General features: G+C 67.7%; 11 protein-coding genes. 5 read left to right on the top strand and 6 right to left on the bottom strand.

Annotated elements, in window-relative coordinates:
- Positions 1-170: 170 nt before the first annotated feature.
- From ASE95_RS17145 to ASE95_RS17120, 6 genes are all read right to left on the bottom strand, one after another.
- On the bottom strand, positions 171-1388 hold the full coding sequence (locus tag ASE95_RS17145; protein WP_056639237.1) for an SGNH/GDSL hydrolase family protein: 1218 nt from the start codon (positions 1386-1388) through the stop codon (positions 171-173).
- 104 nt (positions 1389-1492) lie between these two features.
- Positions 1493-4456 (bottom strand): TonB-dependent receptor, encoded by a 2964-nt coding sequence (locus ASE95_RS17140; RefSeq protein WP_082450252.1) that lies wholly within the window; start codon positions 4454-4456, stop codon positions 1493-1495.
- A gap of 171 nt (positions 4457-4627) precedes the next feature.
- Positions 4628-6265 (bottom strand): GH35 family beta-galactosidase, encoded by a 1638-nt coding sequence (locus ASE95_RS17135; protein WP_056639231.1) that lies wholly within the window; start codon positions 6263-6265, stop codon positions 4628-4630.
- A complete protein-coding gene (locus ASE95_RS17130; protein WP_056639228.1) occupies positions 6262-7584 on the bottom strand; it encodes an MFS transporter in 1323 nt (440 codons plus the stop codon). Before ASE95_RS17130 ends, ASE95_RS17135 begins: the two co-directional genes overlap by 4 nt.
- A gap of 28 nt (positions 7585-7612) precedes the next feature.
- Positions 7613-8824 (bottom strand): D-mannonate dehydratase ManD, encoded by a 1212-nt coding sequence (gene manD / locus ASE95_RS17125; protein ID WP_056639226.1) that lies wholly within the window; start codon positions 8822-8824, stop codon positions 7613-7615.
- Positions 8825-8835: 11 nt separating this feature from the next.
- Positions 8836-11217 carry a glycoside hydrolase family 3 N-terminal domain-containing protein gene (locus tag ASE95_RS17120; RefSeq protein ID WP_056639223.1) on the bottom strand — a complete coding sequence of 794 codons (2382 nt, stop codon included), beginning with the start codon at positions 11215-11217 and terminating at the stop codon, positions 8836-8838.
- A 123-nt stretch (positions 11218-11340) separates the two neighbouring features.
- On the opposite strand from ASE95_RS17120, the gene ASE95_RS17115 reads away from it, so the two are divergent.
- From ASE95_RS17115 to ASE95_RS17095, 5 genes are read left to right on the top strand one after another with little or no spacing between them, the layout of a single operon-like run.
- The gene (locus ASE95_RS17115) at positions 11341-13449 is read left to right on the top strand and encodes an alpha-glucuronidase family glycosyl hydrolase (RefSeq protein WP_056639219.1); all 2109 of its coding nucleotides are present in this window, start codon (positions 11341-11343) and stop codon (positions 13447-13449) included.
- A gap of 58 nt (positions 13450-13507) precedes the next feature.
- Positions 13508-14581, top strand: coding sequence for a LacI family DNA-binding transcriptional regulator (locus ASE95_RS17110; protein ID WP_056639214.1), 1074 nt, complete (start codon positions 13508-13510; stop codon positions 14579-14581).
- A gap of 55 nt (positions 14582-14636) precedes the next feature.
- Positions 14637-15308, top strand: coding sequence for a glutathione S-transferase family protein (locus ASE95_RS17105; protein WP_056639211.1), 672 nt, complete (start codon positions 14637-14639; stop codon positions 15306-15308).
- Positions 15308-15679 (top strand): tRNA-binding protein, encoded by a 372-nt coding sequence (locus ASE95_RS17100; protein ID WP_056639208.1) that lies wholly within the window; start codon positions 15308-15310, stop codon positions 15677-15679. The genes ASE95_RS17105 and ASE95_RS17100 overlap by 1 nt, the downstream gene beginning before the upstream one ends.
- A complete protein-coding gene (locus tag ASE95_RS17095) occupies positions 15679-16095 on the top strand; it encodes a secondary thiamine-phosphate synthase enzyme YjbQ (RefSeq protein ID WP_056639205.1) in 417 nt (138 codons plus the stop codon). Before ASE95_RS17100 ends, ASE95_RS17095 begins: the two co-directional genes overlap by 1 nt.
- The last annotated feature ends 83 nt before the right edge of the window (positions 16096-16178 follow it).

The raw sequence follows: 16178 nt of genomic DNA, 5'->3' as shown, positions 1-16178 counted from the left end.
AGGCCGAAGTTCAGATACCGCTCCAGATACAGCGCGGTCATGTCGATGTTCGCAGGATTGTCGAACCATGCACGGCTGCGCAGGCGGGTCGGATCGGTCATGAGGAAGGACTCCATTCGGAAAGTCGGCATTTACTCCGACATTTGTTTATTCGCCAGCATCCCCGATACCTACCGCAATCGATTTAGGTCGATCGATTGCGCCATTGCACGATAACCGGAGATGCTCGGGTGAAGCCCGTCGCCGCTATCAAATGCCTTGAGAAGGCGATCGGGGCGGGTCGGGTCACGCATCGTACGATCGAAATCGATCACCGCATCGACGTTGCCGGGCGCGCGGACCCATGCGTTGATCGCCTGCCGATCGGCCTCGCTGTCCGCGCCGGGATGGTAATAGGCGTTGGACGCGAACGGCATGATCGTCGCGACATGGACGGTCAGCCCGTGCGCGCGACCGCGGGCGACGATCTGCGCATAGGCACCGGTGATGCCGGCGACGAGCGCGCGGTGTTCGGCGGGGGTGGCGGGGCGATCGCGGGTGAGGACGCCGATGTCGTTCACGCCCTCCAGCACGATCAGGTGGCGGATGCCGGCCTGACCGAACACGTCGCGGTCGAGCCGCGCCAGCGCGTTGGGGCCGAGCCCGTCGAGCAACAGACGATTGCCGCCGATCCCCGCGTTCAGCACCGCCGCACGACCGCCGAGGCGCCGCGCGAGGACATCGGTCCAGCGGGCGTTGGTGTTGGGCTGGACGCCATAACCATCGGTGATCGAGTCGCCGAAAGCGACGATGCCGGTGGGCGCGGCGCAACGCTCCACCTCGACCCCCGACAGGTGGAACCAGTGATCGGTGCCGGTCGCGCCGGACAGATCGGGCGCGGCCGTGACGTCGCCCTTCGCGATCCATGACGTCGCACGCGATCCGGGATGCGAGGTCGCGCCGTCGGGCTCGGCCGGAAAATGCGCCGATATCGCCAGATCGGCGAAGGCCGGGGTGGCCAGCGTCACGGGATCGCTGAGCCACTCACCCCCAGGCGGAACGGTGACCGCGCCCGCGCCGCCGAAGGTGAGCGCGCGGACGCTGCCCGCCACCAGCCGCGAGGTGGCATTGTCCGCCGAGCGACCGACCGTCGCCGCGTCGATCCGCAGCGGCGCGCGCCCGAAGGCATTGGAGAAGCGCACCCGCACGCGCGCGCCGCCGATCGAGGGACGAACGATCTGGCGCAACGTCGCATCGGTCAGCGTGCCGGCCGCGAGGACGTTATTACCCTCCGGCACCATCTGCGCCGAGGCCCATGCCGCCTGCCACGAACAGCGCGTCGCCGACGCGGCGGAGGCGGGGGTGGCGAACAATGCGGCGACCGCGATCAACGGGACGAACGGGCGCATGATCTCTCCGTCGCGAAAGAAAAAAACGGGCCGATCCCTGTGAAGAGACCGGCCCTGATAGAACGGCGCGTCGGCAAAGGGGAAAGAGAACGCGCCTTATTCGCCTAGAAGCTGGCGCGCAGGCCGACCAATACCTGACGCCCCGGGTAATAGACGCTGTACGCGGCATTGTCGTAGCCGATGGTCGTGCGCAGCGGCTTGTTGGTGATGTTCAGCACGTCGAGGGTCAGGCGCACCGCCTTGTCCAGGAACGGGAGCTGATACCCCGCCGACAGATCCAGCTGCCCGCGCGCATCGGCGCGCAGCGGCACGTTCAGGTTGTTCTGGGGCGCATTGGCGGCGATCACGTCACCCTGCCACACATAGTTCAGGCTGAGCGACAGGCCGTAATTCTCGTAATACCCCTGAACGTTATAGCCCCAGCGCGGCACGCCCGGCGCGAACAAGGTCTGCTGCGTCCCGCCGATCAGCACCGGATCGGAATCCTGCGTGATGTGCGTGCCGTTGGCCTGGAAGCCCAGCCCCCTGACGACGAAGTCGAGCGGCTGGTTCCACGTCCCCTCGATCCCCTTGATGACCAAAGTCTGCAGATTGACCGGGCGGTTGACGCTGACCGGCGTGGCATCGACGGCCAGGCCCGCGGCGCGTGCACGATCGGTCAGCGCGTTCTGCTGCGTCTGGATCAGCGAGCTGAACGGGATGTTGAGGCTGCCGAACGCCGCCTGTTCCTGGATCGTGGCGGTGAAGCCGTTGATGCTCTTGCGGAACAGCGAAACGCCGACGTAGCCCGCGCCACCGGTGTAGAACTCGCCACCCAGATCGATGTTGTCCGAGGTATAGGGCTGGAGCGTCGGGTTGCCCGCGCTGGCGATCTGCGCCGACGGATCGGAGAAGGTGACGCCCGGCAGGATCGAGCCGGCGTCCGGCCGCGTCAGCGTCTTCGACACCGCGAACCGCAGCTTCAGATTGGGGAACAGATCGTAGCTGATGTTCGCCGACGGCAGCACTTCCTCGTAATTCGAGTCCGCGGTGATATCGATGATCGAGGTGCCGATCTGGCTCGGCCCGACGACGCGCTGGTCGGTCCACACATAGCGGAAGCCGGCGTTCGCGCGCAGTTCGCGCCCGAACAGCTCGGACACGCCGTTGACCTCGAAATAGCCGCCATAGACCTTCTCGAAGACGTCGCCGGTCGCGCCGCCGGTCACCGAACCGCGCACTTCCGGCGCATTGTCGCGGAACTGCGCATAGTTGGTCGCCTGCGCCAGACGGTTCAGGTCGGGGATGATGAAGCTGGTGACGCCGAACTGGCCGCTGGACAGCTTGCCGAAGTTGCTGACGCCGCGGTTGAGATATTGCGCGATCTGACCGGTCGGCACCGATCCGCTGTTGCCGTCGCACGTCGCGCCGCACACCGACGCCTGGAACGCGGGGGTGTTGTCGAAGGCGCGGACGCTGCGGGCCGCCTCGTCATAGGCCGCGCCGAACTTCACGTTGAGCGATTCGTCGCCGTACATCAGATCGAGATGCGCGCCCTTGGTCTCGGTCTCACGGCGCACGTTGCTGACGTTGACGCGGTACCATTGCCAGCCGAGGTTCGGATCGCCGAGGTCGCGGTTGGCCGCGATGATCGGCTGCGGGCTGTTCGTGGTGTTGTCGTAGGTGACCTCCACGCCGGAATTCGGCGCGGTCTGGAACGCGAAGGTCGGCTGTTCGCGGAAGAAGTTGCTCTTGCCCCAATTCGCCGACAGGTCGATCTTCAGCATGTCGCTGGGACGCCAGGACGCGCTTGGCGTGACGTTCCAGAACTCGGTATCCTGGTTGAAGAAGCTGTTTTCCGAGAAGAACGACGAATTGCCGAAGATGCCGGAGGTGACGACGTTGTTCTGGTCGACCTCGACATCGAACGGCACCATGCCCCCGGTCGATTGCGGCGACGTACCCGGACCGGAATTGCGAACCTGCCAGTTCATGTTCGAGCGCAGGTAATTGCGCTTCGACTTGGCGTAGATGCCGTCCAGCGCGAAGTGCAGGGCGTCGGACGGACGCCATTCCATCGCGCCGATCGCCGAAATGCGCTCACGCGTGCCCTCGGTCAGCACCGGACGGCCGAGCCGCGGCAGGATCGCGGTGGCGAGCTGCGACAGCGGCAGGCCGGAGGTGGCGGCCAGATCGATGCGCGACCCGGTCACCAGCCCGCGCCCGACATTGGCCGGGGCGAAGGTGGCGAAGCTGAAGCCGTTGCCGCCCGGATTGCAGGCACCGGTCGCGGGCTGGCACAGTGGCAGATTGGCGTCGGTGAAGCCGACCGTGTCGTAGCCGTCGATGCGCGTCTTCTGACGCACGCCCGCGACGCCGACCAGAATGCCGAACGTGTCGCCGAACGTGTGGCTGGCGACGAGCGCGCCGCGTGGCCCGACCTTGTCATTGGTGTCGGTGTACGCGCCCTGCGCCACGACCGTGACGTGTGTGCCCGGCTTGTCGAACGGGCGCGCGTTGCGCAGGTTGACGGTGCCGGCGATGCCACCCTCCAGCGTGGAGGCGGTGGCCGACTTGGCGACGTCCAGCCGGGTGAACAGCTCGGACGGGAAGAAGTCGAGATCGACCTCTCGATTGCCGCCGCCGGTGCCGTTGGTGCCACCGTCCGAGGCGACCGCGAATTGCGTGCCGTTCAGCAGCACCTTCGAGAAGCTGGGGCCAAGGCCGCGGATCGACACCTGCGTGCCCTCGCCGCTGATGTCGCGGTTCAGGCGCACGCCCGGGATGCGGTTCAGCGTTTCGGCAAGGTTGGTGGCGGGCAGCTTGCCGATGTCCTCGGCGAAGATCGAGTCACCGAAGCCCACCGAATTGCGCTTGGCATTGGTAGCGCTCTGCAACGAGGCGCGGATGCCGGTGACGACGATGTCCTGCGTCGGCTGGGACGAGTCGGTCGCGTCCTCGATGCCCTGCACCGCACCCTGCGGCACCTGCGCATCGGGGTTGGCGGCGGTATCGACCTGCGTCGCGGGCGAGGCGACCTGACCGCCTGGACCGGTCGGCTGGGTCTGCGCGGCGGCCGAAGCGGCCATCAGGGTAGTCCCGGCGACGGCGCACAGCAGGGCGGCGCGAGTGGCGATGTTCGTCATAAATCCTCTCCATGATCACCGCGGTCACGCTTCTGGGTGGCGTGATCCACATCGCGCTATCTGGTAGCGCTATCAGTTGGGATTATGCTGGTTCGTCAGTCGCGTCAACCTGGTTTACCGGTAACGGTACAGACGAACCTTCTGAATCTGCCATGCGCCGGGCGCCAGACGAATGTGCCGCCCCTGATGCGTCTGGTCGCCATTGAGCAGCCGGCCGGGCACCCAACGCCCCGCAGCGTCGAACACCCCCTCCTCCGCGCGATCGATCCCGGCGAGCGGCGGGCCGTCGCCGCGGCCGGCGAACGTCACCGTGATACCCTGCCCCGCGACGAGGTATTCCTCCGGCCCGGTCTGGATGATGAGCCCGCCATAACCGGCGGTCTCCGGCGTCATCACCGGGCGCTGGATATCGGCATAGGCGATCGTGAAGCGATAATCGCCGATTTCGCGGGTGTCGGGGGCGTAATCCAGCGATTCGTCATAGGCCTGCCGCGGCTTGAAGCCGACCATCCGCCCGGTGCCCTGCGCGGCGAGGATGTGCGGCGTCAGCTGCGTCAGGACGGCATAAGCGTCGCGCAATCCGCCGGGCGTCTCGTCAACCGAATCGATCGAGAACGGGCCGAAGCCGATCGCGTCATGTTCGCCGATCGCGTAAAAGGCGTTGGCGGGGACGACCGGATTGTCGGCGTTGTGCGCCTCCGGAATGAACAGCGGATTGTCGGGGCGCTTGTAGGTGTCGACGATGCGGGTGAAGTTCGGGAAGTAGATGTCGGGCGCGAGGAAATCGATCGCCGGCGCGCCGGCCTTCCACACGTCGATCAGATGCGGCAACGGCCCGCCGCTGGGATATTCACCGGGCGCACGGCCGGGGCGGTTGAGCGCGACGTTGACGTACATCGGCAACGGATAGGCGGCCTTGCCGGCGCGGGTCAGCGCATCGGCGAAGCGCGCGTAATGCCATGCGGCGAACACTTCCGCGCCGGCATCGCCCTCTCCGAACAGCTCGGCCCAGGTGCCTTGCGTCTTCGCGCCGCGTTCCAGCCACATCGCCTTCATCTGCGGGACCAACGCGTCGCGATGCGCGGTCAGGTACGACACCAGCTCCTGCGGCACGGGCTGTGCGAACGCGGCGTTGGCGGCGGGGCTGTGATCGCGCGCGACCGGCAGCATCCCGATCTCGTTTTCGACCTGCATCATCACGACGGTGTTCTGCGTGCCGTCGACTGCCTTCAGATGCGCCATCAGCGCGGCGTAGGCGCGCTGGTCGGCGGCCAGCGTCTGTTCGCCGAAGGTGGACAGGATCTCGACCGACTGGCCGCTGGGCAAGGCGGCGCGCGGGAAGCGGGACTGGTCGCGCTTCACCCACGACGGCACGTAGGTGGACATGGAATTCTTCCATGCGCCGAACCACAGGATCACCAGCTTCAGATCGTTCGCGCGCGCTTCCCGGAGCATCGCGTCGACGCTGCTCCAGTCGAACCGCCCCTCCTGCGGCTCGATCAGCTCCCACGATACCGGGGCGAGGACGGTGTTGAGGTGCATCGCCTTCAGCCGCGCCCAGTGCGGGGCCATATAGGTGGCGCTGGACGCCGCCGAGTTGCTCAGCTCGCCCGCGATCAGCAGCCGGGGCTTGCCGCCGACGATGAGCTGGGTCGCGTCGCCCTGTTTCGCCAGGCGCGGGATTTCGGCCAGCGCGGATGTCGCCATCGCGGGGGCTGCCAGTACGGCGGCGATCAAGGCGGCGCGGATCATCGGGTAACTCCCAGAGCGACGTTGCGATAGTGCGGGTTGAGCAGGTGGAAGACCAGCAGCGCGACCAGATACGCGACGCCGCAGGCGACGAAGAACGGGCCGTAGCTGCCGACCGTGTCGAGCAGCAGCCCCAGCGACTTGGACGCGAGGAACCCGCCGACCGCGCCGGCAAAGCCGCCCAGCCCGATCAGCGTGCCCTGCCCGTAGCGCGGGAACTGGTCGCCGGGCAGCGCGAACAGATTGGTCGAGAAGCCCTGATGCGCGGCGCAGGCCAGCCCGATCAGCACCACCGCGATCCCGATGTTGCTCGCCTGCCCCGCGAACATCACCGGCAGGGCGAACAGCGCGCAGGCGAACATCGCCCGCTTGCGCGCGCGCCCCGTCGCCACGCCGCGCTTGAGCAGGTGCGACGAATACCAGCCGCCCGCGATCGCGCCGAAATCGGCGAGGATGTAGATCGCGACAAGCGGCGGGCCGAAGCTCTTGAGGTCGTAGCCATATTGCTTGTTGAAGAAATCCGGCAGCCAGAACAGGAACGTCCACCACACCGGATCGATCAGGAAGCGTCCGGCCATATACGCCCATGCCTCGCGGTGGCGCAGCACGGTGAGGAAGCCGGCCCGGCCCTTGTCGTCGGACGGCTCGGCCTCGATCCAGCCGCGCTCCTCGATAGTGAGGCGCGGGTGATCGGACGGCTTGTGGTAGAAACGCCACCACGCGAACAGCCACACGACGTTGAACAGGCCGGTGATGATGAACGCCCAGCGCCAGTCGAGCAGCATCCCCGCGACGATGAACGACACCAGCAGCGGCGTGATGATCGCGCCGACGTTCGCGCCGGCGTTGAAGATGCCGATCGCCAGCGCGCGTTCCTTCTTGGGGAACCATTGCGACGCGGCGGCGAGCGCGGACGGATAAGTGCCTGCCTCTCCGAAGGCCAGCGGGATGCGTGCGATCACGAAACCGCTGGTCGAGGTGACCAGCGTCTGCGCGAAATGGCCGAGCGTCCAGCTGCCCATCGCCAGCAGATAGCCGACCTTCGGCCCGACCCGGTCGATCAGCCAGCCGAACAGCAGGAAGCCGATGCCGTAGAAGACCTGGAAATAGCCGGTGACGTCGCCGTAACCGGTATTCGTCCAGTGATAGAGTTCGGTCAGCTGCGGCTTGAGCACGCCCAGCACGAGCCGGTCGATGTACGACAGCACCACCGCCGCGAACAACAACGCACAGATCGCCCAGCGCACCCGCCCGCGCGGCCGGGGCACCGCATGCGCGACGGTTTCCGGCGCTTCCCTGGCCGCATCGGTGAAGTCGTTCATGCCCCTGCCATCCCCTCGTGCGCCACTTTCACCAGCTCCACAGCGTGCCGTCCTCCAGCCGGTTCACCGGCAGGTAGGCGCGCTTGTATTCGTAGCCGGCGGCGAGTTCCTCGTCGATGTCGACGCCCAGGCCCGGTGCGTCGCCGGGATGCATCATGCCGTCATCGAAGCGATAGGCGTGCGGGAACACCGCATCGGTCTCGGCGGTGTGGGGCATATGTTCCTGCACGCCGAAATTGGGGATCGCCAGGCCGAAGTGCAGCGCCGCGGCCATCGTGACCGGCGACAGATCGGTCGCCCCGTGGCAGCCGGTGCGGACCTGGTACAATTCGGCGAGCGCGGCGATGCGACGCAGATGGGTGATCCCGCCGGCATGAACGATCGTCGCACGAATATAGTCGATATACTGGTTCTCGATCAGCGACTTGCAGTCCCAGATCGAATTGAACACCTCCCCTACCGCGATCGGCGTAGTGGTGTGTTCGCGGATCAGCCGGAACGCGTCCTGGCTCTCCGCGGGGGTGGGATCCTCGATCCAGAACGGGCGATATCGTTCGAGATCGCGGCCGAGCCGGCCCGCCTCGATCGGGGTCAGGCGATGATGGACGTCGTGGAGCAGATGCACGTCCGGCCCCAGCGCATCGCGCGCGGCGGCGAACAATTCCGGCACCACGCGCAGGTACTTGCTGGTCGACCACACGCTTTCGCTGGGCAGATCGGCATCGGCCGGTTCGTAGCGCTGGCCCGGTTTGGCGACGCCATAGGTGGAGGCGAGGCCCGGCACGCCGCATTGCAGGCGGATCGCCTTATAGCCTTCGTCGCGGTGGCGGATCGCGGTGGCGATCGTATCCTCGATCGTCGTGCCGTTGGCGTGGCAATAGACCATGCACGCCTCACGCGACGCACCGCCCAGCAATTGATAGACCGGCAGCCCGGCCAACTTGCCCTTGATGTCCCACAGCGCCACGTCCACCGCGGCGATCGCCGACATGGTGACCGGGCCGCGCCGCCAGTACGCGCCCTTGTAGAGGTATTGCCACACATCCTCGATCCGGTGCGCGTCGCGGCCGATCAGGCACGGTATCACATGCTCAGACAGATAGGCCGCGACCGCCAGTTCCCGACCGTTCAGCGTCGCGTCCCCGACGCCGGTGGTGCCGTCGTCGCACGTGATCTTCAGCGTGACGAAATTGCGTCCCGGCGACGTGATGATGACGCGGGCGTCGATGATCTTCGGCATGGAAAGGTCTTTCAGGCGATGTCGAGCACGACGGTTTGCAGGTCGCGGCTGTTCGCGCCAGTCATGATGTCGAACTGGCCGGGTTCGACCACTTCGCGCATGTCGGCATCCCACATCCGGAACGCCTCGGGCGTCAACGTGAAGCGCACGGTGCGGCGTTCGCCGGGGGCGAGCGTGACGCGTGCGAAGTCCTTGAGTTCCTTCACCGGCCGGGCGACCGACGACACCTGATCGCGGATATACAGCTGCACCACCTCGTCACCGGTGCGCCGACCGGTGTTGGTCACGTCGACCTCCACCGTCACCTCGCCCGCCGGTGCGATCCGCGTCGCCGACAGGCGCGGCGCGGACAGGGTGAAGCTGGTGTAGCTGAGCCCGAAGCCGAACGGGAACAGCGGCTTGTCATCATCGAACAGATAACCGCGCCGCGCCGACGGCTTGTGATCGTAATAGAAGGGCACCTGTCCGACGTCGCGCACCACCGTCACCGGCAGCTTCGCGCCCGGATTGACGTCCCCGAACAACACGTCGGCGATCGCATGGCCGCCCTGCTGCCCTGCATACCAGCATTCGAGGAGCGCGTTGGCGCCCGCGACCACGGTCGGCCATGACGGCGGGCGACCGTTGATCGCGACGACCACCACCGGCCTGCCGGTCGCCTTGATCGCGGTGAACAGCGCATTCTGCTCGCCGAGCAGATCGAGGTCGGTGCGATCGCCGAGATGGGTGCGGGCATAGCCCTCCCGGCTGGTCTGTTCGGTGTCGCCGATCGCGAGCAGCACGACGTCCGCGCCCTTCGCCACCTCGACGGCCTCGGCGATCAACTGACGGTTGCGCGCGGGATCGGCGAGCAGCACCTCGTTGGCGGAACGATCCTCGCTCTGCGTGATGAACACGCCCTGCGCGTGGACGACCTCGGCCCTGCCCTTCAGCCGCGCGCGCACGCCATCCAGCAACGAGACCGGCGCGACCGGTTCGGACGAATAGCCGCCGAGCCGCGCAACCGCGGCGTTCGGTCCGATCACCGCGATCCGTTTCTGCCCGGCAAGCGGCAGGATGCCGTCGTTGACCAGCAGCGCGATCGACTTTCCCGCCGCCTCGCGCGCCAGCGCCAACGCCTCCGCATTGGCGGTCAGGCGCGCGGCGGCGCGCGCATCGATCGGCACCTCCTCGAACAAGCCGGCACGAAACTTCATCGTCAGCATCCGGGCGCAGGCGGCGTCGATCAACGACAGCGGCACGCGTCCGGCGCGAACCTGATCGGCGAGCGTGCGATAGGCGACGCCATCGGGCAGGTCGCAATCGACGCCCGCGGCCAGCGCCAGCTTCGCCGCCGCTTCCTTGCCGGCCGCGACGTGGTGGAAGTAATCGAGCTCGGCGATCGCGGCATAATCGCTGACCACCGCACCGTCGAAGCCCCATTCGCCGCGCAGGATCGTGCCGAGCAACCAGTGGTTGGCATGGCTCGGCACGCCGTCGATCTCGTTATACGACGGCATGACCGCGCCGATGCCGGTGCGCTCCACCACCTTGCGGAACGGCGGGAAGTAGCTTTCACGCAACTCGCGCTCGCCCAGCTGCGCGGGCGCGACGTTGTTGCCGGCCTGTGGCTGGCCATGGCCGGTCATGTGTTTCAGCGTGGCGTGGACCTTGCCGGGGGCCAGTTCCTTGCCCTCGCCCTGCAGCCCCTTCACCGCCGCGACGCCCATTTCGCCGCACAGATACGGATCCTCGCCGAACGTCTCCTCGATCCGGCCCCAGCGCGGGTCGCGCGCGATATCCACGACCGGGGAGAGCGCCAGCGTGGTGCCGTGCGCACGCACCTCACGCGCGATCACCGACTGCACGCGCTGCATCAGGTCGCGGTCGAAGCTGCCCGCCAGTGCGATCGCCTGTGGAAAGCTGGTCGCGCCCGGCGCCATATACCCGTGCAGCGCCTCTTCGTGGAACAGCACCGGAATGCCGAGCCGCGTACGCCGTGCCCATGCCTGCGCGGCGTTGACGAAGGCGATCGTGTCGGCCGGCTGTCGCCAGCGGCCGGTGACGTCGGTGCCGGTGTTGTTGGCGGTCGCCGCGCCGCCGCGATCGGACGGGCGCGCGATCTGCCCGATGCCATGCGGGTAGGCAGCGTCGGCGCGGGTCGCGGAAAAGGCGCGGGTGTCGTCCATGACGTCGCGCTTGGTGGTGGACAGGGTGATGAGTTGCGCGACCTTTTCGTCGAGCGTCATGCGGCCGAGCAGATCGCGGACGCGCAAGTCGACGGGCGCGCGTGGGTCGCGGTAGACGGCGGCGGGCGTGCGCGCGGCGGCGGGCAGGAACGCCAGCGCGGAAACCCCGGCGGTCCAGCGCAGGAACGCGCGGCGCGCGACGATCGGTTGGGTAGTGGCGGTCACGCTGGTCCTCTCCTGCTTCGGCCGCGCGGTCGGATGCCGTGCTTGCCAAACGGGTTGATAGCGGTAACATGGCGGACCAGAAGCGGCGTTGTCAATGCCGCCGGGTGAGCAGGAGCGGTAGCGGTGAAGGCTTTTTCGGGATTGATCGGCGCTGTGGCGCTGCTGCTGGCGGGCACCGCGCACGCCGATGACGGCTATCGCCTGTGGCTGCGCCATGGTGGCGAAACCGCCCGCCCCGCCCCCGTCGACGCGCCCGCCGGTGCCCCCATGACGGTCGCGGTGCGCGGCGCAACGCCGACCCTGCGGCTGGCGGCGGACGAACTGGCGCGCGCGATGCCCGCCGGCACGATGCCGGTGACGGTGGCGACCGCCGGCGATGCGGGGATCGCCGCACTGCGACTGCCGTTCGCGGCGCTGGGCGACGAGGGCTATCTGGTGCGCACCGTCACGCTGGACGGCAAGCGCACGCTGCTGATCGCGGGCAACAGCGATCGCGGCACGCTCTACGGTGCGTTTGCGCTGCTGCGGCATCTGGCCACCGGCGGCACCACCTCCACCGCCGCGCTGACCAGTGCGCCCAAGGTGAAGCTGCGCGTGCTGAACCATTGGGACAATCTGGATGGTACGGTGGAGCGCGGCTATGCTGGCCAGTCGTTGTGGGATTGGTGGACGCTGCCTGACCTGAAAGACCCGCGCTACACCGATTACGCCCGCGCCAACGCCTCGCTGGGCATCAACGGCACCGTGCTGAACAACGTCAACGCCAAGGCCGACAGCCTGACCCCGCGCTATATCGCGAAGGCCGCCGCGCTGGCCGACGTGTTCCGCCCCTGGGGGATCAAGGTGTATCTGTCGGCGCGCTTCTCCGCACCGATCGAGCTGGGCGGATTGAAGACCGCCGATCCGCGCGACCCGGCGGTGGCGGCGTGGTGGAAGGCCAAGGCCGACGAGATCTACCGCGCGATCCCCGATTTCGGCGGGTTCCTGGTGAAGGCCAACAGCGAGGGGCAACCCGGACCGCGCGACTACAACGCCAGCCACGCCGACGGCGCGAACATGCTGGCCGCGGCGGTGCGCCCGCACGGCGGCATCGTTATGTGGCGCGCGTTCGTCTATGCCGACACCGATCCGACCGACCGGGCCAAGCAGGCGTATAGCGAGTTCAAGCCGCTGGACGGCACGTTCGCCGACAACGTGCTGGTGCAGGTGAAGAACGGCGCGATCGACTTCCAGCCGCGCGAGCCATTCCATCCGCTGTTCGGCGCGATGCCGAAGACGCCGCTGATGATGGAATTCCAGATCACCAAGGAATATCTCGGCTTCGCGACCCACCTCGCCTATCTCGGGCCGTTGTTCGAGGAGACGCTGGCGGCGAAAACCGGGCGCGGGCGCGAGACGGTGGCCGGCGTGGTGGACGGCAGCAGCGAGGGGCATCGCCTGACCGGGATGGCCGGGGTGGCGAACATCGGGCGCGATCGCGACTGGTCCGGCTCCACCTTCAACCAGGCGAACTGGTATGCGTTCGGGCGGATGGCGTGGGATCCGGCGCTGCCGGCCGAACCGCTGGCGCGCGAATGGGCGCAACAGACGTTCGGCGGCGACGCGCGCGTGGTCGACACCGCCGTCGCCATGATGATGGGCTCCCGCGAGGCGGTGGTCGATTATACCGGCGCGCTGGGGCTGGCCCACCTGATGGCGACCGGGCATCATTACGGACCGGGGCCGTGGGTGAGCGACCTGAAACGCCCCGAATGGAACCCGGCCTATTACCACAAGGCCGATCGCGACGGCATCGGCTTCGACCGGACGAAGACCGGCAGCAACGCGGTGGCGCAATATGCCGCGCCGATCGCGCGTCAGCTTGCCGACCCGAAAACCACGCCGGAGCGCGACCTGTTGTGGTTCCACCACGTCCGCTGGGACCGTCCGATGCGCTCGGGCAAGACGCTGTGGCAGGATCTGGTGGCGCATTACGATCGCGGCGTCGGCTATGTCGCGGGGATGCGGCGGCAGTGGGACGGCGTGCGCGCGCTGGTCGATGCCGAGCGGTGGCAGAAGACCGCCGACGATCTGGCGGTGCAGGAACGCGAGGCGCGCTGGTGGCGCGACGCCAGCCTGTCCTACTGGATGTCGGTCAACCGCCTGCCGCTGCCCGCCGGGGTCACGCCGCCCGAACATGATCTGGCATGGTATCGGGCGCAGCACTTCGACTATGTGCCGGGGCATTACTGACGTCGTACTTGCCGGTTCGCGCCGGGACGGCCAAGGATCGCGCGATGGAACGCCCGGCATGACCGAACCGCGCGGCTCGCGCCGCCAACGCAACGCGCCCACGATCAGCGACGTCGCCGCGCACGCCGGCGTGTCGCCGATGACGGTCAGCCGCGTCATCAACCACGAAACCAGCGTGCGCGAGGCGACACGCATCCGGGTGCAGGAAGCGATCGCGACGTTGCGTTACGCCCCCTCGCCCGCGGCGCGGATGCTGGCCGGGGGCGACGAACTCCGGCTGGGGGTGCTGCACACCACGACCAGCCTGTTCTATTTCAGCGAGTTCCTGGTCGGCTGCCTCGATCAGGCCAGTCGACAGAGCGCGCAGATCATCGTCGAGCAATGCGCCGTGGGCGCGGAGCTGGCGGCGATCGATCATCTGCTGAACGGCGGGGTCGACGGCCTGCTGCTGCCACCGCCGCTGGGCGATGCCGAACCGGTACTGGCGGCGCTGCGCGCGCGCGACGTGCCGGTGGTGGCCGTGTCCACCGGGCGCGCGCCGGAATGGGCGCTGTCGGTCAGCATCGACGATCGCCAGGCCGCCTATGAGATGACGCGGCATCTGGGTGCGCTGGGCCATCGCCGAATCGGATTCATCACCGGCGCGGCGAACCAGAGCGCAAGCGGCGAGCGGCTGGCCGGATATCGCGACGCGCTGACCGACTTCGACCTCGACGCCGATCCCGCGTTGGTGGCGGAGGGGACGTTCGGCTATCGCTCCGGGCTGGACGCGGCGGAACGGTTGCTCGACCTGCCCGACGCGCCGACCGCGATCTTCGCCAGCAACGACGACATGGCCGCCGCGACGATCGCGATCGCGCACCGCCGCGCGCTGGACGTGCCGGGCGACCTGACCGTGTGCGGGTTCGACGATTCGGCGCTGGCGACGACGGTGTGGCCGGAGCTGACCACGATCCGCCAGCCGGTGAGCGATATGGCGCGCACCGCGGTCGACCTGCTGGTGCGCGACATCCGCCAGCGGCGCAGTGGCGGGAGCGGTGGTGGGGATCACCCGCATGTCGTGACCGATTACGCGCTGATCCGGCGGCAGTCCGACGCGGTGCCGCGACGACGCCCGCGCCCATCGTCCTGATCCGCCACGAAGCCGCTTCCCCCCGGCCCCCGATTGCGCCTAACAGCGCAACCATATGTGGCAGCTCTATCAGTTCCCGCTGTGTCCGTTCACGCGCAAGGTCCGCACGCTCCTGAACGAGAAGGACGTCGGCTATCAACTCATGCGCGAGAACCCGTGGGAGCGGCGCGACGCCTTCATCGACATGAATCCGGCGGGGCAAACCCCGGTGATGACCGACAACGAACGCGGCGTCGTGCTGGTCGATTCGATGGCGATCTGCGAATATTTCGAGGAGACGGTCGAACGCGTCGCAATGGTCAACGGCACCGCTGCGAATCGAGCCGAGATCCGCCGGCTGGTCGCGTGGTTCGACACGCATTTCTATCGCGACGTCACCCAGCCGCTGCTGGACGAGCGGATGATCAAGCGCATCGCGCACCGCATGGCCCCCGACGCGTCGCGGCTGCGCGAGGCGATGAAGTCGGCGGTCGGGCATCTCGATTACATCGACTTCCTGCTGGATCATCGCAAATGGATCGGCGGATCGACGATCAGCCTGGCCGACCTGGCGGCGGCCGCGCAAATCTCGGTCGCGGATTATCTCGGCGGCATCGACTGGGCGGGCCATTCGCTGACCAAATCATGGTATTCGGCGTTCAAGAGCCGGCGCAGCTTCCGCCCGTTGCTGGCCGAGCGGATCAGCGGGATCGAACCGCCGAGCTATTACGAGAATCCGGATTTCTGATGCACGCCACGCACGATCCCGCCGCCCCGCCCGCCTCCGACATCGCCTTCGACGATTTCCTGGCGGTCGACGTGCGGGTCGGCACGATCGTGGCCGCCGAGCCGTTCCCGGAGGCGCGCAAGCCCGCCTACAAGCTGACGATCGATTTCGGCGCGACCATCGGCACGAAGCGATCGTCGGCGCAGATCACCGAACATCATGCCTGCGATGATCTGATCGGGCAGCAAGTGGCGGCGGTCGTCAACTTCCCGCCGCGCCAGATCGGCAAGTTCATGTCGCAGGTGCTGACGCTCGGCTTCCCCGATGCCGACGGCAAAGTGGTGCTGGTTCAGCCGGGCAGGCCGGTGCCGAACGGCGGGCGGCTGTTCTGATGCGGCAGGCGCACGGGCAATTGACGATCGCGACGCGCGGGCAGGGACTCGTCGAAGTCACGCGCGACGTCATCGCATGGCTGGATGCGCAGGGGCTGACCGATGGCGTGGTGACGCTGTTCTGCCGGCATACGTCGGCGTCGCTCATTATCAACGAGAATGCCGCCCCGGCGGTGCGCGGGGATATCGAGCGCTATTTCGCGCGGCTGGCGCCCGAATCGCGCGAATACGAACATGACGACGAAGGGCCGGACGACATGCCCGCGCATCTGAAGACCGCGCTGACGAACGTGTCGCTGTCGATCCCGATGACCGGCGGGCGGATGGTGCTGGGCACGTGGCAAGGCATCTATCTGTTCGAACACCGCGCCGCGCCGCATCGCCGGACGCTGGCCTTGCATGTGATCGGGGAGTGACGATCACGCCGTTGCGCGGGGCCGTCCCGACGCGGTGATCGCGTTCCCGTGCGTACTGCGGTATGTGGCTGCGCCTCGCCGGC

The organism is Sphingomonas sp. Leaf231 (assembly GCF_001421995.1).
Classification (GTDB): domain Bacteria; phylum Pseudomonadota; class Alphaproteobacteria; order Sphingomonadales; family Sphingomonadaceae; genus Sphingomonas.
Note: the sequence above shows the minus strand (reverse complement) of the source record. Positions and strands in the feature narration are given on the sequence as shown.